Source organism: Pseudomonas sp. P867 (assembly GCF_019891455.1).
GTDB lineage: Bacteria > Pseudomonadota > Gammaproteobacteria > Pseudomonadales > Pseudomonadaceae > Aquipseudomonas > Aquipseudomonas synxantha_A.
Genome location: NZ_JAFLXB010000002.1, coordinates 61,436 through 78,367 on the forward strand (window position 1 = coordinate 61,436; position 16,932 = coordinate 78,367).

14 protein-coding genes and 1 pseudogene are annotated in these 16,932 nt (G+C 58.2%); 8 read left to right on the top strand and 7 right to left on the bottom strand.

Going from position 1 to position 16,932, the window contains the following annotated elements; all coding sequences use genetic code 11:
* Nucleotides 1-36: 36 nt before the first annotated feature.
* Nucleotides 37-2,142 carry an EAL domain-containing protein gene (locus tag J1G33_RS03745; RefSeq protein ID WP_223017710.1) on the bottom strand — a complete coding sequence of 702 codons (2,106 nt, stop codon included), beginning with the start codon at nt 2,140-2,142 and terminating at the stop codon, nt 37-39.
* A gap of 310 nt (nt 2,143-2,452) precedes the next feature.
* Here J1G33_RS03745 and J1G33_RS03750 point away from each other — a divergent pair, with 310 nt between their 5' ends.
* From J1G33_RS03750 to J1G33_RS03770, 5 genes and pseudogenes are all read left to right on the top strand, one after another.
* Nucleotides 2,453-3,118 (top strand): polysaccharide lyase family 7 protein, encoded by a 666-nt coding sequence (locus J1G33_RS03750; protein WP_223017711.1) that lies wholly within the window; start codon nt 2,453-2,455, stop codon nt 3,116-3,118.
* A gap of 483 nt (nt 3,119-3,601) precedes the next feature.
* Nucleotides 3,602-3,889 (top strand): annotated as a pseudogene (locus tag J1G33_RS03755) (fructose-bisphosphate aldolase).
* A gap of 231 nt (nt 3,890-4,120) precedes the next feature.
* Nucleotides 4,121-4,678, top strand: a complete 558-nt coding sequence (locus J1G33_RS03760) for a hypothetical protein (RefSeq protein ID WP_223017712.1) — start codon at nt 4,121-4,123, stop codon at nt 4,676-4,678.
* A gap of 79 nt (nt 4,679-4,757) precedes the next feature.
* The gene (locus J1G33_RS03765) at nt 4,758-5,039 is read left to right on the top strand and encodes a hypothetical protein (protein WP_223017713.1); all 282 of its coding nucleotides are present in this window, start codon (nt 4,758-4,760) and stop codon (nt 5,037-5,039) included.
* Between the two features lie 863 nt (nt 5,040-5,902).
* Nucleotides 5,903-6,328 (top strand): hypothetical protein, encoded by a 426-nt coding sequence (locus tag J1G33_RS03770; RefSeq protein ID WP_223017714.1) that lies wholly within the window; start codon nt 5,903-5,905, stop codon nt 6,326-6,328.
* A gap of 119 nt (nt 6,329-6,447) precedes the next feature.
* Here J1G33_RS03770 and fba read toward each other — a convergent pair whose 3' ends face one another.
* The 6 genes from fba to tkt all read right to left on the bottom strand — a co-directional run bounded on the left by fba (nt 6,448) and on the right by tkt (nt 12,663).
* On the bottom strand, nt 6,448-7,512 hold the full coding sequence (fba, locus tag J1G33_RS03775) for a class II fructose-bisphosphate aldolase (protein ID WP_003177554.1): 1,065 nt from the start codon (nt 7,510-7,512) through the stop codon (nt 6,448-6,450).
* A gap of 123 nt (nt 7,513-7,635) precedes the next feature.
* On the bottom strand, nt 7,636-7,971 hold the full coding sequence (locus J1G33_RS03780) for an MliC family protein (RefSeq protein ID WP_005792196.1): 336 nt from the start codon (nt 7,969-7,971) through the stop codon (nt 7,636-7,638).
* Nucleotides 7,972-8,031: 60 nt separating this feature from the next.
* Nucleotides 8,032-8,259, bottom strand: a complete 228-nt coding sequence (locus tag J1G33_RS03785) for a hypothetical protein (protein ID WP_223017715.1) — start codon at nt 8,257-8,259, stop codon at nt 8,032-8,034.
* Between the two features lie 31 nt (nt 8,260-8,290).
* A complete protein-coding gene (locus tag J1G33_RS03790) occupies nt 8,291-9,454 on the bottom strand; it encodes a phosphoglycerate kinase (RefSeq protein ID WP_032879003.1) in 1,164 nt (387 codons plus the stop codon).
* Nucleotides 9,455-9,471: 17 nt separating this feature from the next.
* Nucleotides 9,472-10,527, bottom strand: coding sequence for an erythrose-4-phosphate dehydrogenase (gene epd, locus J1G33_RS03795; RefSeq protein WP_103734253.1), 1,056 nt, complete (start codon nt 10,525-10,527; stop codon nt 9,472-9,474).
* Nucleotides 10,528-10,665: 138 nt separating this feature from the next.
* Nucleotides 10,666-12,663, bottom strand: a complete 1,998-nt coding sequence (gene tkt, locus J1G33_RS03800; protein ID WP_005792201.1) for a transketolase — start codon at nt 12,661-12,663, stop codon at nt 10,666-10,668.
* A gap of 260 nt (nt 12,664-12,923) precedes the next feature.
* Here tkt and J1G33_RS03805 point away from each other — a divergent pair, with 260 nt between their 5' ends.
* From J1G33_RS03805 to ligB, 3 genes are all read left to right on the top strand, one after another.
* Nucleotides 12,924-13,919, top strand: a complete 996-nt coding sequence (locus tag J1G33_RS03805; protein WP_032878998.1) for a metalloregulator ArsR/SmtB family transcription factor — start codon at nt 12,924-12,926, stop codon at nt 13,917-13,919.
* Between the two features lie 19 nt (nt 13,920-13,938).
* A complete protein-coding gene (gene metK, locus J1G33_RS03810) occupies nt 13,939-15,129 on the top strand; it encodes a methionine adenosyltransferase (RefSeq protein ID WP_032878996.1) in 1,191 nt (396 codons plus the stop codon).
* Between the two features lie 110 nt (nt 15,130-15,239).
* Nucleotides 15,240-16,904: an NAD-dependent DNA ligase LigB gene (gene ligB, locus J1G33_RS03815; protein WP_223017716.1), complete on the top strand. Its 1,665-nt coding sequence runs from the start codon at nt 15,240-15,242 to the stop codon at nt 16,902-16,904.
* Nucleotides 16,905-16,932: the final 28 nt, after the last annotated feature.

Here is a 16,932-nt window from a genome sequence, read left to right on the forward strand (position 1 = left end):
TGCAACGCAAATGGGACGGGCGCCAGTGTAGCGAATTCAACGCCCGCGAGGGTACGACCAGCCTGCAACGTCCTCGGCCATTAACGGCAACGCCGCCCACGGCCCCTGGATATACGTGCAGCCATTGGCCTTGAGCCATTCTGTTTGCTCAAGGGTCTCTACGCCTTCAGCGATCACCAACACATCAAAATGCCCACACAACTGGATGATGCTGCGTGCCATTGCGGCATCCCGCGACGAGCCTGGCAGGCGCGCCACCAACTGCGGGTCAAGCTTGAGGGTGTCGAACGCAAGATCGCGCAAATGGGCCAGGGAGCAGTGGCCAGCACCAAAGTCATCCAGGGCTATACGCACGCCAATGCGGCGCAGTAACTGCAACTGTTTGGTCGACTCCTCAAGATTATTCATCAGGCAGTCTTCACCGATTTCCACCTCCAACTGCCGCCCACGCAGCCCATGTCGCTCCAGTACCTGCTGCAGTTGGTTGGCCAGGTTGGGCATATTGAACTGGCTACTGCTCAGGCTCACGCTCAGCACCAGCTCAGGGTCGAAGGTAGCTTGCCAGGCCTGGCGCTGAGCAGCGACTTGCTGGTAGATCCAGGTGCTCAACTGGCTGATCAAGCGCGCCTCTTCCAACAGCGGCAAAAACAAACCTGGTGGCACATCGCCGACACTCGGATGCTGCCAGCGCAACAGTGCTTCGACACCGCGCAGACGCCCATCATCCAGGCACATCTGGGGTTGGTACACCAAGGTGAAATCCTTGTTCGCAATGGCTGTGCGTACGCTGTCTTCGAGCATCAGCCGCGAACGGGCGCGGCCGTTCATTTCCTGGTCGAAGTAACGATACTGCTGACGTCCGGCGCGCTTGGCTTCGTACATAGCGATATCTGCTGCCCGTAACAGACCGCTCAGGTCCGAGCCGCAATCCGGAAACGTCGCAATGCCAATACTGACGCCGAGCATCACATCCAGACCGTCGGCCTGCTGGCACACAGACACTCGCTCGATCAGCTTTTCCGCGATCTTCGCAGCCTGTTCGGGGAACTCAAGCTCCAGCAAGGCGGTGAACTCGTCCCCGCCAATGCGTCCGAGAATGTCGTAGGAACGCAGACATGCCTGCATTTGTTCAGAAACCCAACGCAGCACGCGATCACCGGCGTCGTGGCCCAACGTATCGTTGACTCGCTTGAAGCCATCAAGGTCCAGGTACAGCAATACCAGCGCCTGCTCACTGCGTTCGCCGCGCAGCAACGTATTCTCCACCGCCTGATGAAAACCCCGCCGGTTCAGCAGCCCGGTCAACGGGTCGGTCACGGCCTGGAACTCCAGCTGCTGGTGCAGGTGGCGCACTTCAGACATGTCCAGCACTGTCACCACCATCGCCTGCTGCTCGGCAGGCAAGGGCGCGCAGGATAACGCCACCGGCACCTGCTGCCCGCGACCAGTACGCAAAATGGCATCGTGCTGGCGCCACGTCTGGCCCTTGCGATACGCCTCGTACATCGGGAAGCCCAGCCAAGTGGGCACATGAGGTTTTTGCAGAAAACTGAGGAAACTCTCCCCCTGCAACTCGGCCATCGTGGCATTGAGCAGCCGCGAAATGGCCGGGTTGGCGTACTCGATCACACTGGTTTCGCCCACCACCAGAATGCCCTCGGCGGCGTTATCCAGCACCGAGGCATTAAAGGCGCGGGCCAGTTCCAGGTCATGGCTCAGGCGCTGCAAAGCGCGGCGATTACGCTGGTGATCCAGCAACGCCTGCACCTTGGGCTTGAGGATAAGTGGGTCAAACGGCTTGAACAGGTAGTCGATCGCACCGCTGGCATACCCTTCAAGTACCGCATCGGGTGAATGGGCAGTGGCTGTCAGGAAGATAATCGGCGTCATGCGCGTGCGTTGGCTGCCACGCATCAGACGTGCCACCTCGAAGCCATCCATACCGGGCATGCGCACGTCCAGCAACACCAGGTCGACGTCGTGGGCCAGCAGCAATTCCAAGGCTTCCAGGCCGGAAGCGGCGGTCATTACCCGCCAGTCTTCACACTGCAATAGCGCACGCATGCTGACGAGGTTTTCCGGGTAGTCATCGACCACCAAAAGGACCGAACTGGCATCGCCTGGGTGTGGAGCGCAATCCATGCTACGTCTCTTCCTTGGGGAGCTGCACCGGTCAGTTCTGTTACCAAACCCGGATAAATACTGAGGGCTCACTCTAGCCTCGGTTCCAAAAAAGCAGAAGTGACGTGGATGCCCTCATTGAAACAAAAGCCAGGAAGCCGACTAACGGTAAGGCCCTACAGCCCGCGGCTCATGGGCAACATGGCTTTTTGGCATTCCTCTGACGCCAATTAATTGCCAGCGATTGTTTAACAATTTCACCAGCACCGCCTATAAAGAACCGGTAAGGCCTCTGGGCCAACGTTTTCACCCTCTGTAAAAGGCCAACACCATGATCGACCTCTCCACCTGGAACCTGAGCATTCCGGTCGGCTCCCCGCCCACGACCATCGACACCCCAAGGCTGCTGAGTGGCTTCAACGATCAATACTTCCAGGCCGAAGGCAGCGATGTGCAGTTCTGGACCCCCGTGACCGGCACCCGCACCGAAAACGCCATTTACCCACGCAGCGAACTGCGCGAAACCTACGCCGACGGGCGCCTGCGCAACTGGACCTACCCCGAGGCCGACAACTTCCTGCGCGCCACCCTCACGGTCAACCAGGTACCCACCTCCGGCAAAGTCGTCATCGGCCAGATCCACGCCTATGACAGCCAGAAACCACTGATCAAGCTGGAGTACCAGTTCAAGGAAAAAACCCAGACCGGCAACATCGTCGCCAAGGTGCGCATGCGCCCGGACGAGGCCGAGAGCCAGGTCATCATCGTCGCCTCCGACGTGCCGCTGGAGAAGAGCTTCACCTACGTTATCAATCTCAACAAAGCCGGGCTGCTCAGCGTGTACGCCGCCGACAGCGAGTGGAATGAACGCATTGGTGCTGCCTGGGGCGACAAGCCGTTGTACTTCAAGGCGGGGGTGTATGTGCAGGACAACAGTGGGGACAGCAAGGAAGGCGCGCGGGTGACGTTTGCGAAGTTGGATATTGATCACGAGTGAATGGATTAGCCTATTTCGAGTAGGCAACGTCCGACAAGCCCAAGGATCATTCCCCGATAAATCCAGACGATTAAATCCCCTGTGGGAGGGGGCTTGCTCCCGATAGCGGTGTGCCAGCTCCAATAGCTGTGACTGACCCACCGCAATCGGGGGCAAGCCCCCTCCCACATTTGGCCTGTGTGGCCTGAGGGCTTGGTGTCCGTCCTACAGCACCATTGCGACAAGCCAACTCGCCGCTTATAGCTCGCCCCGTCGCCGGCGTTGATCAGCGATAGGGTTTCGCAGCCCTACAGAGTTAAAACCGCACCCGTCAAAACAGTCCCGGTATCTTGCCGACGGCAGTCTTTGTTATGGCGGCTGTGCGTGGGAGACCTTCGGGTCTGCCGGGTCTTAGCTCCTCGGTCTGCGAACCCGCGTACAGCTGCCACCTAATTTGTTTCGCAGCAAACGGTGGTCAATCTTCTTTCGAGTTAAGGATTCACCATGACCCAACAACTACCACCCCGCCGCTTCACCGCACCGAAACCGCCACCGACTACCCCGTGCTCCTGATCGACAGCGACGCACCACTGCTTGACCTTCACGCCTGTCTGCGCGAACGCCTCAACGCGGCGCTTGAGCACCTCAACCTGATGGCGTGCTCCATGCCGGACTTCGCCGAACGCGACCTGAACAACGTGGCGAATACCGCACGCATTCTGGTGCAGGATGTAAGTGATGTGTTTCGGGTCATTGAACACCGTGGTGTTCGATGATCCTGCCGCTGCTTGATCAAGCCCTGCAACAAAAGCCCGCACTTTTGCGGGTTTTCCCCTATAGGCTCATGCCCACAACTCACATTTTGAATAAACATGCCGTATAAGAGTCACAAGCGATTCGGCCTTGTAATAAATCGCAGCTTAATTCCGAATCGTTCTAGACACCTGTTAATGTTGACAGTAGCCGCTCCTTCCCGATTATTAGACGATAAGGCCTCACTCATCTCACTAAGGAAGTGCAAACATGGAAACTCTAAACGCCACTATCGAACTTAAACGGTACACTGCCGGTGATAAGGTGTGCGCCGTAACCGATCACGGAACCTTTGCCGGTACAATTGATCATTATGATGGCGTCGCAAAAACCTACACGGTGGCAACCCCAACAGGTGAGTTCGTTACTTTTGAAGAGCAAAGTATCAAGGCATGGGTCAATTCGGCGCTTTTAAATTCGCAACCACAAGCGCCAACGGAAGGACCGAAGGTGGGCGCTCGAACATTTGTCGTTGCCCAACCTGGCTCTTACATTCAAGACTACACCACTTACAACACCTATAACACCGTCTATGCTCAAGCAGGAAGCGTCGTCCAGATCTACAACCAGCGGAGTTCAATGGTCACTCTTCCACAGCCACCCACCTGTATAAAATGCACCGATGAAGAAAAGTTCTGGGCACTGTGGGCAGGCTTTTACTTCAACAACCCTCACTATCAAACCTACACCGGCATTCCTACAACAACCATTTATCCTAGCCAGACTACTATCGTGCCGAGTGGTAGCGTAGCGGTCATTAGAAACTAATAGACGTGTCTATACTGAATACATCAGCGCCCTTCATCAACACACATGAAATAAAATAGCAAAATTGGAGAATACGACCATGGATAACGCCAGCAACCCGCAAGGTCTGCCACTCAAGGAAAATGACCTCGCAGTTTTCGAGACCATTGATAAAAAAATCATCATTGGAAAAGTAGCGGGAATTTCAAAGGAGACCTTTAGCATCAAAGAAATTTCAACTCAACAACTTCTTACGCTTTCCCAAAATAATGTTCGCCTCATTCGAACCGCCGATATTCCCTCGACGTTGCAAACGACTCCAACAAACGTAGTAATCCCGCCAGTGCAGGAGCCTACACAGATCCCATCCAGTAACAGTTAAGCGAAGTATCAAGGTCCAGCCTTATCACCTACACGGTAGGTCTGGGCCTTGTGTCTAAATAAAAGGACTTCCACATCTTACTATTACAGAGAGTATTCGCATGGATGTTTATACAGGCTTCGAAGACTTAACGTTTACACTCAACACCACCCTAGGTGTAATTACGGGTACATTTCTTGGATTCGATTCGAACACCAATAGCCATATAATGAGCATTAACGGAGAGGTCGCCTCCATTCCCGCAGACAGTATCATATCCTTAATAACGACCAGTTCTTTTCAATTATTTGATGAGCCCAACAGAACTGTTACCGACGTCAACATGGAGCCAGGCGCGATTGCCCATATAAATTTTAGGGGTGCCCGTACCGCTGCCAGCATTCAACAACAGCCCGCTTATGGAAACTGGGACGACTTGAGCAAAGCGCTTACACAGAGCATTCAATAAGCAACATCATTATCTGGAGCATATAAAATGACTGCAGTCTTTACATCTGGCCAATACACCGGTGGTTACGGCGATCTATCGATTTACATTACCGTTGGAAACATCATATATACGTCGCCCACTACCGGAGTCTTTGCAGGAAACTGCAACTACTACGGAGATTTTATCTCCCTCTCTGGCACATTTAACACCCCGAATCCCGGATCTGCACAGGGCACAGTAATCAGAATGCAGTCGACCCAATCGAGCGGAACTCGGGTAAGCGGGCTGAACATAGAACTGAATGCAGCGGACCCTTACTACAGCTTACTTGAGGGCAGTCATACCATTCATTTTACAAATAGCACATGGGGTACGAATTACTTAGGTGTCAGACGTGTTTAACCTTCTCCAGCACTCATAGTGAACCAAAATCATGCCACCTATCTTTATGCCACCGGTTGACTTGTTGCTTTATAACTCGAGCAGAACCGTCTTGAACAATATATCGCCCATCGGCATTGACTTTAACAATCCCAACAACATCACGAGGAAGTCGACCACTATTCCTGATGCTTTTCGTGCGATAGACGGCTATGGTATCTATGTGCCACAGAGCACTGTATTTGACGTCAACAACGACAACGTAGTTTTGCACGTAAAAAACACAACGACGGGAAAAGTAGGAACGTTCTCCGGGCATCGTGCATATTTAGCCCCGTATGTGTTTGAATTCGACTTCTACCATAACGGCAGGGTCACGACAGGCGCTGGTGATCTGCAGTTCTATTACGTCGTTACAAAACCTAATGGCACGGTTCTACAGTCCATAATCTTATTGATTACCGCAGTAGCGCCCTGATATTGGAACAGTGGTAGTTCAATCATGACAGGTAATGCCCAAGGGTGGCGGGACACGCTCGCTCACACACAAAAAACCCGTCTCGAGACGGGTTTTTAATACGCACCAGCCTTGTGGACTCAGTTCACCTTAGCGTTCAACTCACCCTTCAAATACCGCTGGTACATCGCTTCCAACGAGATCGGCTTGATCTTCGAAGCATTACCCGCAGTACCAAACGCTTCGTAGCGAGCAATACACACGTCGCGCATTGCGGTCACGGTGGCACCGAAGAATTTACGTGGGTCGAACTCGCTCGGGTTGGTGGCCATCAGGCGACGCATTGCGCCAGTAGAGGCCAGGCGCAGGTCGGTGTCGATGTTGACCTTGCGCACGCCGTACTTGATGCCTTCGACGATTTCTTCAACCGGTACGCCGTAGGTTTCTTTGATGTCGCCGCCGTACTGGTTGATGATCGCCAGCCACTCTTGCGGGACCGAGGAAGAGCCGTGCATCACCAGGTGGGTGTTGGGGATGCGCTTGTGGATTTCCTTGATGCGGTCGATAGCCAGCACGTCGCCGGTAGGTGGCTTGGTGAACTTGTAGGCGCCGTGGCTGGTGCCGATGGCGATGGCCAAGGCGTCGACCTGGGTCTTCTTGACGAAGTCGGCCGCTTCTTCCGGGTCGGTCAGCATCTGGCTGTGATCCAGCACGCCTTCGGCGCCGATGCCGTCTTCTTCGCCGGCCATGCCGGTTTCAAGCGAGCCCAGGCAGCCCAGCTCGCCTTCGACCGACACGCCGCAGGCATGAGCCATGGCCACAGTTTGTTGGGTGACGCGTACGTTGTACTCGTAGTCGGTTGGGGTCTTGCCGTCTTCGCCGAGGGAGCCATCCATCATCACCGAGCTGAAGCCCAGCTGGATGGAGCGCTGGCACACGTCAGGGCTGGTGCCGTGGTCCTGGTGCATGCACACCGGGATATGTGGGAATTCTTCGATGGCCGCAAGGATCAGGTGACGCAGGAACGGGGCACCGGCGTATTTGCGCGCACCGGCCGAAGCCTGGACGATCACAGGGGAGTCGGTCTTGTCAGCGGCTTCCATGATGGCGCGCATCTGCTCAAGGTTGTTGACGTTAAAGGCTGGGACGCCGTAGCCGAACTCGGCTGCGTGGTCCAGCATTTGACGCATGCTGATAAGTGCCATTGTGTTGTCTCTCCCGGTCGAGGGTCGTTAATCGTGCAAGCCTGCCGTAGCGGCGGCTGCTATTCAAGTTATTGCAGATCAAGGGGTTAAGCTTGAGCTGCTGAATCGTTATTGCTGTTGGGTTCAGTTGGCTTTGCAGCCGCGCCCAATCAAATCATCGGTGGCAACCCAGTACACCAGGCCTTCCTCACCTTTGGTGTGAAACGCCAGCTGGCCGTCGCTGTACAGCACGCCCGAGGCGGCTACCTCTTGCTTGAGACGGTAAACCTGGTCCGAGCCGCCGAGGCGTACATCCACTTCGGAACGGGCCTGGTTGGCGAAGCGCCAGTTGAGCTCGGCCTTGCTATCGCAGGTCCAGGTGGTCCACTTGTCGGCAGGCTCTGCGGCCTTGCTGAACATGTTCATGCTGCTGCAACCGGCCAACAGGGCCAGGGCTGCCAGGGCGAAAACGCCTTTCATTGCCAATCCTCGCAGGGCGACCTGGGGCCGCCGTTGCTGTTGGTTAGTGGATCAGACCCGTCAAGGGCAACCCTGTTCCTGACCGTTGGGCGCGGAGTCGTATTTCTCCAGCCGTTCGTTGCCGATGCGCTTGTTGATCACCGGCATGGTCTCGGCTTGCCAGTCAGCCTGGTAACAGCTTTTTCTCAACGGTGCCTTGGCGTTATCCGCCTCGGGCGCCGCGCTGGGTGTGCTGCCGCAGCCGGCCAACAGGCCCGCTGCGATCACCAGTGCCAACAACTTGATCATGGGAACACTCCTTTTCCTGATCACGCGAGCCTTAGCCCTTGGCTCGGGTTTCCAGCACTTCCACGGCTGGCAAAACCTTGCCCTCGACGAATTCGAGGAAGGCGCCGCCACCGGTAGAAATGTAGGAGATCTGATCAGCAACGCCATATTTATCGATGGCCGCCAAGGTGTCACCGCCGCCGGCGATGGAGAAGGCCGAGCTTTCAGCAATAGCTTTGGCCAGCACTTTGGTGCCGTTGCCGAACTGGTCGAACTCGAACACGCCTACCGGGCCATTCCACAGGATAGTCTGGGATGCCTTGAGCAGTTCAGCGAAATTGGCCGCGGTTTGCGGGCCGATATCCAGGATCATGTCGTCAGCGGCCACGTCAGCGATGAGCTTGACGGTGGCTTCGGCGCTTTCAGCGAACTCTTTGGCAACGACCACGTCCACCGGCAATGGCACGCTGACTTTGGCGGCGATGGCGCGCGCGGTATCCAGCAGGTCCGGTTCGTACAGGGACTTGCCCACCGGGTGGCCGGCTGCGGCCAGGAAGGTGTTGGCGATGCCGCCGCCGACGATCAACTGGTTGCAGATCTGGCTGAGGCTATTGAGTACATCCAGCTTGGTGGAGACCTTGGAGCCGGCAACGATGGCCGCCATTGGCTGGGCCGGAGCGCCCAGGGCCTTGCCCAACGCATCCAGCTCAGCAGCCAGCAGTGGGCCGGCAGCGGCAACCTTGGCGAACTTGGCCACACCGTGGGTCGAACCTTCAGCGCGGTGAGCAGTGCCGAAAGCGTCCATCACGAACACATCGCACAAGGCAGCATATTGCTGGGCCAGTTCGTCGCTGTTCTTTTTCTCGCCCTTGTTAAAGCGCACGTTTTCGAACAGCACGATGTCGCCGGCCTTCACATCTACGCCGCCCAGGTAATCCGCGACCAACGGAACGTCACGGCCCAGGGCCTTGCTCAGGTACTCGGCGACAGGCTTGAGGCTGTTTTCGGCAGAGAACTCACCTTCGGTCGGGCGACCCAGGTGGGAGCAGACCATCACGGCCGCGCCTTTTTCCAGGGCCAGCTTGATGGTCGGCAGCGAGGCCAGGATTCGCGCATCGCTGGTGACAACACCGTCCTTGACTGGGACGTTGAGGTCTTCGCGGATCAGTACGCGTTTACCTTGCAGATCGAGGTCGGTCATCTTCAACACGGTCATGGGTCGCAGTTCCTGAATTACTGTTGAGGTTGTTTAGAGGCGATGTGCAGATAATGTTCCGCAACATCCAGCATTCGGTTGGCAAAACCCCATTCGTTGTCGAACCAGGCCAGGATGTTCACCAGCCTGGGGCCGGAAACGCGAGTCTGGCTGGCATCGACAATCGCCGAATGCGGGTCATGGTTGAAATCGCAACTGGCGTGGGGCAACTCGGTGTAGGCCAGCAGGCCTTTGAGCGGGCCGCTGGTGGCGGCGTCACGCAGTATCCGGTTGACCTCCGTCGCATCAGTGTCGCTGACGGTTTGCATGGTGATATCCAGGCAAGACACATTCACCGTCGGCACCCGTACGGCTTTGGCCTGGATTCGCCCGGCAAGTTCCGGCAACAGCCGCTCGATGCCGCGAGCTAAGCCTGTGGACACCGGAATCACTGACTGGAACGCCGAACGCGTGCGGCGCAGGTCTTCGTGGTGATAGGCGTCGATCACCGGCTGGTCGTTCATCGCCGAGTGAATCGTGGTGATCGACACATAATCCAGGCCGATCGCCTGATCCAGCAGGCGCAACAATGGCACGCTGCAGTTGGTGGTACACGAAGCGTTGGACACCAGCAGCTCATCACCGGTCAGGCAATCCTGGTTGATGCCATAGACAATGGTGGCGTCGACATCCGCCTCGCTGGCCATCGGCTGTGAAAACAGCACACGCGGCGCACCGGCGTCGAGAAAACGCTGGCCATCGGCACGGGTGTTATAGACACCGGAGCATTCCAGCACCAGGTCGACGCCCAGTGCTTTCCAGTCGATGCCTTCGGGGGTGGCACTGCGCAACACTTGTACGCAGTTGCCATTGATATGCAGACAATCGCCGTCGACTCGCACTTCGCCGGGAAAGCGGCCGTGGGTGGAGTCAAAGCGTGTCAGGTATTCGATGCTGGCCATGTCGGCCAGATCGTTGATTGCAACAATTTCAAACCCGGCTGCAGCCCCTCGCTCGAACAGAGCACGCAAGACGCAACGACCAATGCGGCCGTAGCCGTTGAGTGCAACTTTGTAGGGACGCGGTTGGGGCATGGGGTTCTCGATCAAGGTTAGTGCGGTGTTGAATGTTCTGACGCCATCGCGGGCAAGCCCACTCCCACATTAGACCGCGATCCAAATGTGGGAGCGGGCTTGCCCGCGATAGCGCCAGTGCAGACAACGCAGACTGACTTAGTCTTCCAGCAACTCTTCAGCCTGACCCAGGATATTTTCCAGGGTGAAACCGAACTCTTCGAACAACGCTGGTGCCGGCGCCGACTCACCATAGGTGGTCATGCCGATCACGCGGCCTTCCAGGCCCACGTACTTGTACCAGTAGTCAGCGTGAGCCGCTTCGATGGCGATACGCGCGCTGACCTGCAGCGGCAACACCGATTGCTTGTAGCCGGCGTCCTGGGCTTCGAACACGCTGGTGCATGGCATGGATACAACGCGAACGTTGCGGCCCTGGGCGGTCAGCTTGTCGTAGGCCTGAACAGTCAGGCCCACTTCGGAACCGGTGGAGATCAGGATCAGCTCCGGCTCGCCGATGCAGTCCTTGAGCACATAACCACCACGGCTGATGTCGGCGATCTGCGCGTCGGTACGCACCTGGTGTTGCAGGTTCTGACGCGAGAAGATCAGCGCCGAAGGGCCGTCCTTGCGCTCGATGGCGTGCTTCCAGGCCACGGCGGATTCGACCGCGTCGGCTGGGCGCCAGCAGTCCAGGTTCGGCGTGGTACGCAGGCTGGTCAGTTGCTCGACCGGCTGGTGCGTCGGGCCGTCTTCACCCAGGCCGATGGAGTCGTGGGTGTACACATGGATCACACGCTTCTTCATCAGCGCAGCCATACGTACGGCGTTACGTGCGTACTCCATGAACATCAGGAAGGTCGCGCCGTAAGGCACCAGGCCGCCGTGCAAGGACACGCCGTTCATGATGGCGCTCATGCCGAACTCGCGCACGCCGTAGTACATGTAGTTGCCGCTGGCGTCTTCGGCCGAGACACCTTTGCAGCCTTTCCACAGGGTCAGGTTGGAACCGGCCAGGTCAGCCGAACCGCCGAGGATCTCAGGCAGCAGCGGGCCAAAGGCGTTCAGGGTGTTCTGGCTGGCTTTACGGCTGGCGATGGTCTCGCCCTTGGCCGCGACTTCGGCGATGTAGGCCGAGGCTTTTGCCGAGAAGTCGGCAGGCAGGTCACCGGCCAGGCGACGAACCAGCTCGTTGGCAAGCTCCGGGAATTCGGCGGAGTAGGCCGCGAAACGCTGGTCCCACTCGGCTTCGGTGGCCAGGCCTTTTTCCTTGGCGTCCCATTCGGCATAGATGTCGGCCGGGATTTCAAACGGGCCGTGGTTCCACTTCAGCGCTTCACGGGTCAGGGCGATTTCCGCGTCACCCAGTGGGGCGCCGTGGCAGTCTTCTTTACCTTGCTTGTTCGGCGAGCCGAAACCGATGGTGGTCTTGCAGCAGATCAGGGTTGGCTGCGCGCTCTTGCGAGCGGTGTCGATGGCGATCTTGATTTCTTCCGGATCGTGGCCGTCGACGTTGCGGATCACCTGCCAGTTGTAGGCTTCGAAACGCTTGGGGGTGTCGTCGGTGAACCAGCCTTCGACTTCGCCGTCGATGGAAATGCCGTTGTCGTCGTAGAAGGCAATCAGCTTGCCCAGGCCGAGAGTGCCGGCCAGGGAGGCGACTTCGTGGGAGATGCCTTCCATCATGCAGCCATCACCCAGGAACACATAGGTGTGGTGGTCGACGATGTCGTGGCCAGGGCGGTTGAATTGCGCGCCCAGAACTTTTTCAGCCAGCGCGAAGCCGACAGCGTTGGCCAGGCCCTGACCCAGGGGACCGGTAGTGGTCTCCACGCCTGGGGTGTAGCCGAATTCCGGGTGACCGGGGGTGCGGCTGTGCAGCTGACGGAAGCTCTTGAGGTCGTCGATGGTGACGTCGTAGCCGGTCAGGTGCAGCAGCGAATAGATCAGCATCGAGCCGTGGCCGTTGGACAGCACGAAGCGGTCACGGTCGGCGAACGACGGGTTGCTCGGGTTGTGTTTCAGGTAGTCACGCCAAAGTACCTCGGCGATATCCGCCATGCCCATCGGGGCACCGGGATGGCCGCTGTTGGCTTTTTGCACGGCATCCATGCTGAGGGCACGAATGGCGTTGGCACGCTCACGACGGCTGGGCATCGCTGATCTCCTGGAGTTTACTTATAAAGAAACGGAAAAAAGGACCGGCATTTTCCCTCAGCCACCGCCTGCGGGCAATGACAGATAGTCACTTGAGGGTGTTTTTCCTGTTGTTTGGACGGCAATAGGTTGCAGAAACCTTTAACTGGTTCGTCTAAAGGTTATAGCGGCAGCTTATAACCGCCACTTATCGATCAATATCAAAACTTTTTGATATTGACCTTGCAGGGATTTACCCCCGTCACTAGACTGCTGGCCTTATGAACCTACCCGTGCCCTCCCTACGTCCTGACGACGGCGATGAACTGGCAGCCCTTTGCAAGGCTGCAGGTGATCCGTTGCGCCTGAACGTATTGCGCGCACTGGCCAACGATTCGTTCGGGGTGCTGGAACTGGCGCAGATCTTCGCCATCGGCCAATCCGGCATGAGCCACCACTTGAAAGTGCTGGCCCAGGCCGACCTGGTCGCCACGCGCCGCGAAGGTAATGCGATTTTTTACCGCCGCGCCCTGCCCCATACCGAACAGCTCGGCGGCAAACTGCACGCCGCCTTGCTTGAGGAAGTGGATAACCTGGGCCTGCCGAGCGACGTACAGTCGCGCATCGGCCAGGTCCACGGGCAACGCGCCGCCGCCAGCCAGGACTTTTTCTCCCGGGTTGCCGACAAGTTTCGCGCCCAGCAGGACCTTATCGCCGGCTTGCCCCAGTACCGCGAAAGTGTACTGGCGCTGTTGGACAAGCTGAGCTTCAGTACTGAGGCAACGGCCGTGGAAGTCGGCCCTGGCGATGGCGGCTTTCTGCCGGACCTGGCACGGCGTTTCGGGCAGGTGACGGCGCTGGACAACAGCCCGGCAATGCTTGAACTGGCGCGCCAACTCTGTGAACGCGAAGCCCTGGGCAATGTGCGCCTGCAGTTGGCTGACGCCTTGAATGACACCAGCCTGCGGGCCGATTGCGTGGTGCTGAACATGGTCTTGCACCATTTCGCCGCCCCCGCCGACGCCCTCAAGCAAATGGCCGGGTTACTGCACCCCGGCGGTAGCCTGCTGGTTACGGATTTATGCAGCCACAACCAGAATTGGGCCAAGGAGGCCTGCGGTGATCTCTGGCTGGGTTTTGAACAGGACGATCTGGCCCGTTGGGCCACCGCTGCGGGACTCGTTCCCGGGGAAAGCCTCTATGTAGGTTTACGTAATGGTTTCCAGATTCAGGTCCGCCATTTTCAGCGACCGGCTGGCGACACTCACCATCGGTAAATATCAGGAAAACATCGAGATGAGCGAATACTCCCTTTTCACCTCCGAGTCCGTGTCTGAAGGGCATCCGGACAAAATCGCCGACCAGATTTCTGACGCGGTGCTGGACGCTATCATCGCTGAAGACAAGTTCGCCCGTGTGGCGTGCGAGACGCTGGTGAAAACGGGCGTGGCGATCATCGCCGGCGAAGTCACCACTACAGCCTGGGTCGACCTGGAGCAGATCGTTCGTGACGTGATCACCGACATTGGCTACAACAGCTCCGACGTCGGCTTCGACGGCGCGACCTGCGGCGTGATGAACATCATCGGCAAGCAATCGCCTGACATCAACCAGGGTGTAGACCGTGCCAAGCCTGAAGACCAGGGCGCCGGCGACCAGGGCCTGATGTTCGGCTACGCCAGCAATGAAACCGACGTGCTGATGCCGGCGCCGATCACCTTCTCGCACCAGTTGGTGCAACGCCAGGCCGAAGCACGTAAATCCGGGGTATTGCCTTGGCTGCGCCCGGACGCCAAGTCCCAGGTGACCTGCCGTTACGAAGGCGGCAAAGTCGTGGGTATCGACGCCGTTGTGCTGTCGACCCAGCACAACCCGGACGTGTCCTACGCCGACCTGCGCGAAGGCGTGATGGAGCTGATCGTCAAGCACGTGCTGCCTGCCGAGTTGCTGACCAAGGACACCCAGTTCCACATCAACCCGACCGGACAGTTCATCATCGGCGGCCCCGTGGGCGACTGCGGCCTGACCGGTCGCAAGATCATCGTCGACAGCTACGGCGGCATGGCCCGTCACGGCGGTGGCGCGTTCTCGGGTAAAGACCCGTCCAAGGTTGACCGTTCGGCCGCTTATGCCGGTCGTTATGTGGCCAAGAACATCGTGGCTGCCGGCCTGGCCGAGCGCTGCGAAATTCAGGTTTCCTACGCTATTGGCGTGGCGCAGCCTACGTCGATCTCGCTGAATACATTCGGCACCGGCAAGATCAGCGACGAGAAAATCGTCAAGCTGGTGCGTGAAATCTTTGACCTGCGCCCCTACGCAATCACCACCATGCTCGACCTGCTGCACCCGATGTATCAGGAAACCGCAGCCTACGGCCACTTCGGCCGTACCCCTGCGCAGAAGACTGTTGGCGATGACACCTTCAGCACCTTCACCTGGGAAAAAACCGACCGAGCCAACGACCTGCGTATCGCTGCCGGCCTGTAAGCGTTCGCGCTGTATACAGAAACACCCGGTAAAAAGCCCCGAGCAATCGGGGCTTTTTTGTGGGCGCCTGGATGACTTAGGCTGGGCTCCCTTTTCGAGCAAGGATGCTCATGATGCATATGTTCATGGCTTTTTTTCTCAGTGTTTTATCCAGCTGGACGTGGGCAGAAACGTGCCCCGATCACGCTCACCTGCAACTCGACAGCTTGGCCAGGCAGATCAGCCAGTGGGACGACAGTTACCACCGCCAGGGCCAATCCCCCATCAGTGACGAACTCTACGACCAGGCCCGCCAGCGCCTGGCGCAATGGCGTGAATGCACACGCCAAGCCACGCCGAAAGCGGAAAACCCGCTGGCCAGTTCACGCGGCACGTTACGGCACCCAGTCGCGCACACCGGCCTGGAAAAGCTGCCGGACGAACCGGCAGTCAAGGAGTGGCTCAGCACCCGCCAGGACGTATGGATCCAACCCAAGGTCGATGGGGTGGCGGTGACGCTCGTCTATCGCGAGGGCCGCTTGCAGCAACTCATCAGCCGAGGCGATGGCGTGCTGGGCCACGATTGGTCGGCCTCGGCCGCCAGGATCCCCGGTATCGTCCAACAGCTGCCAGACGCGATTGATGTGGTGCTGCAAGGCGAACTTTACTGGCGCCTTGATCACCATGTGCAAGCGATAAACGGTGGGCTCAATGCGCGCAGCAAAGTGGCCGGCCTGATGAACCGGCGACAATTGAGCGACGCTGAGGCGGCAGGCATCGGCTTGTTCGTCTGGGCCTGGCCTGACGGTCCGGCGGACTTCACCGAGCGCCTGGCCACCCTGACGCGCTGGGGCTTCAGCGATACACAGCGTTATAGCCACCCCATTGCGCACATCAGCGAAGCCACTCATTGGCGCACGCATTGGTACAACGCACCGCTGCCCTTCGCCAGCGATGGCGTGGTGCTGCACCAGGCTGCACGGGCACCCGCCGAGCGCTGGCAAGCCAGTGCGCCTTATTGGATGGTCGCCTGGAAGTACCCAGCCATCAAAGCCCTGGCACTGGTGCGCAAGGTGCAATTCAGGATCGGTCGCACCGGGCGCATCACCCCCATCCTCGAACTGGAACCCGTGTGGCTGGATGATCGGCAGATCAGCCGGGTCAGCGCCGGCTCCCTGAAACGCTGGCAAGCCCTGGATATCCGCCCCGGCGACCATGTGTCGATCAGCCTGGCGGGCCAGGTCATTCCCCGACTGGACGAGGTGATCCTGCGCAACGAAACCCGTGTGGACATGCAGCTACCCAACCCTCGCGATTTTCACGCCCTGAGTTGCTGGCAAATGGAGCCCGGCTGCGAAGATCAATTACTCGCCCGCCTCACCTGGCTGAGCGGCAAACAGGGCCTGGCCTTGCCACATATGGGCCGTGAAACCTGGAACATATTGATCCAGGCCGGTCTAATCGCAGGCTTTCTCGATTGGTTAACCCTGGATGCGGCGCAGCTTGCTACCATTGAGGGCTTCGGTGATCGCACTCGTGAGCGAGTGCTCGACAGTTTTAACAACGCCCGGCAACGCCCTTTTTCACAATGGCTCAAGGCCTTGGGCGTACCGCCAGCGGCGCGCAACAACCTGGAGGGCGACTGGCAGACGCTGGCCGCCAAAGACACCCAAGCCTGGCTGGCCTCAGACGGCATCGGCCCGGGTCGTGCAGCGCAACTGAGCGCGTTTTTTCGCGACCCGCAGGTGCAAGCCTTGGCTGAAACATTACGCGAGGCCGGGATAGATGGGTTTTGAACGCCACCCGGCCACCTGATTGCGACCT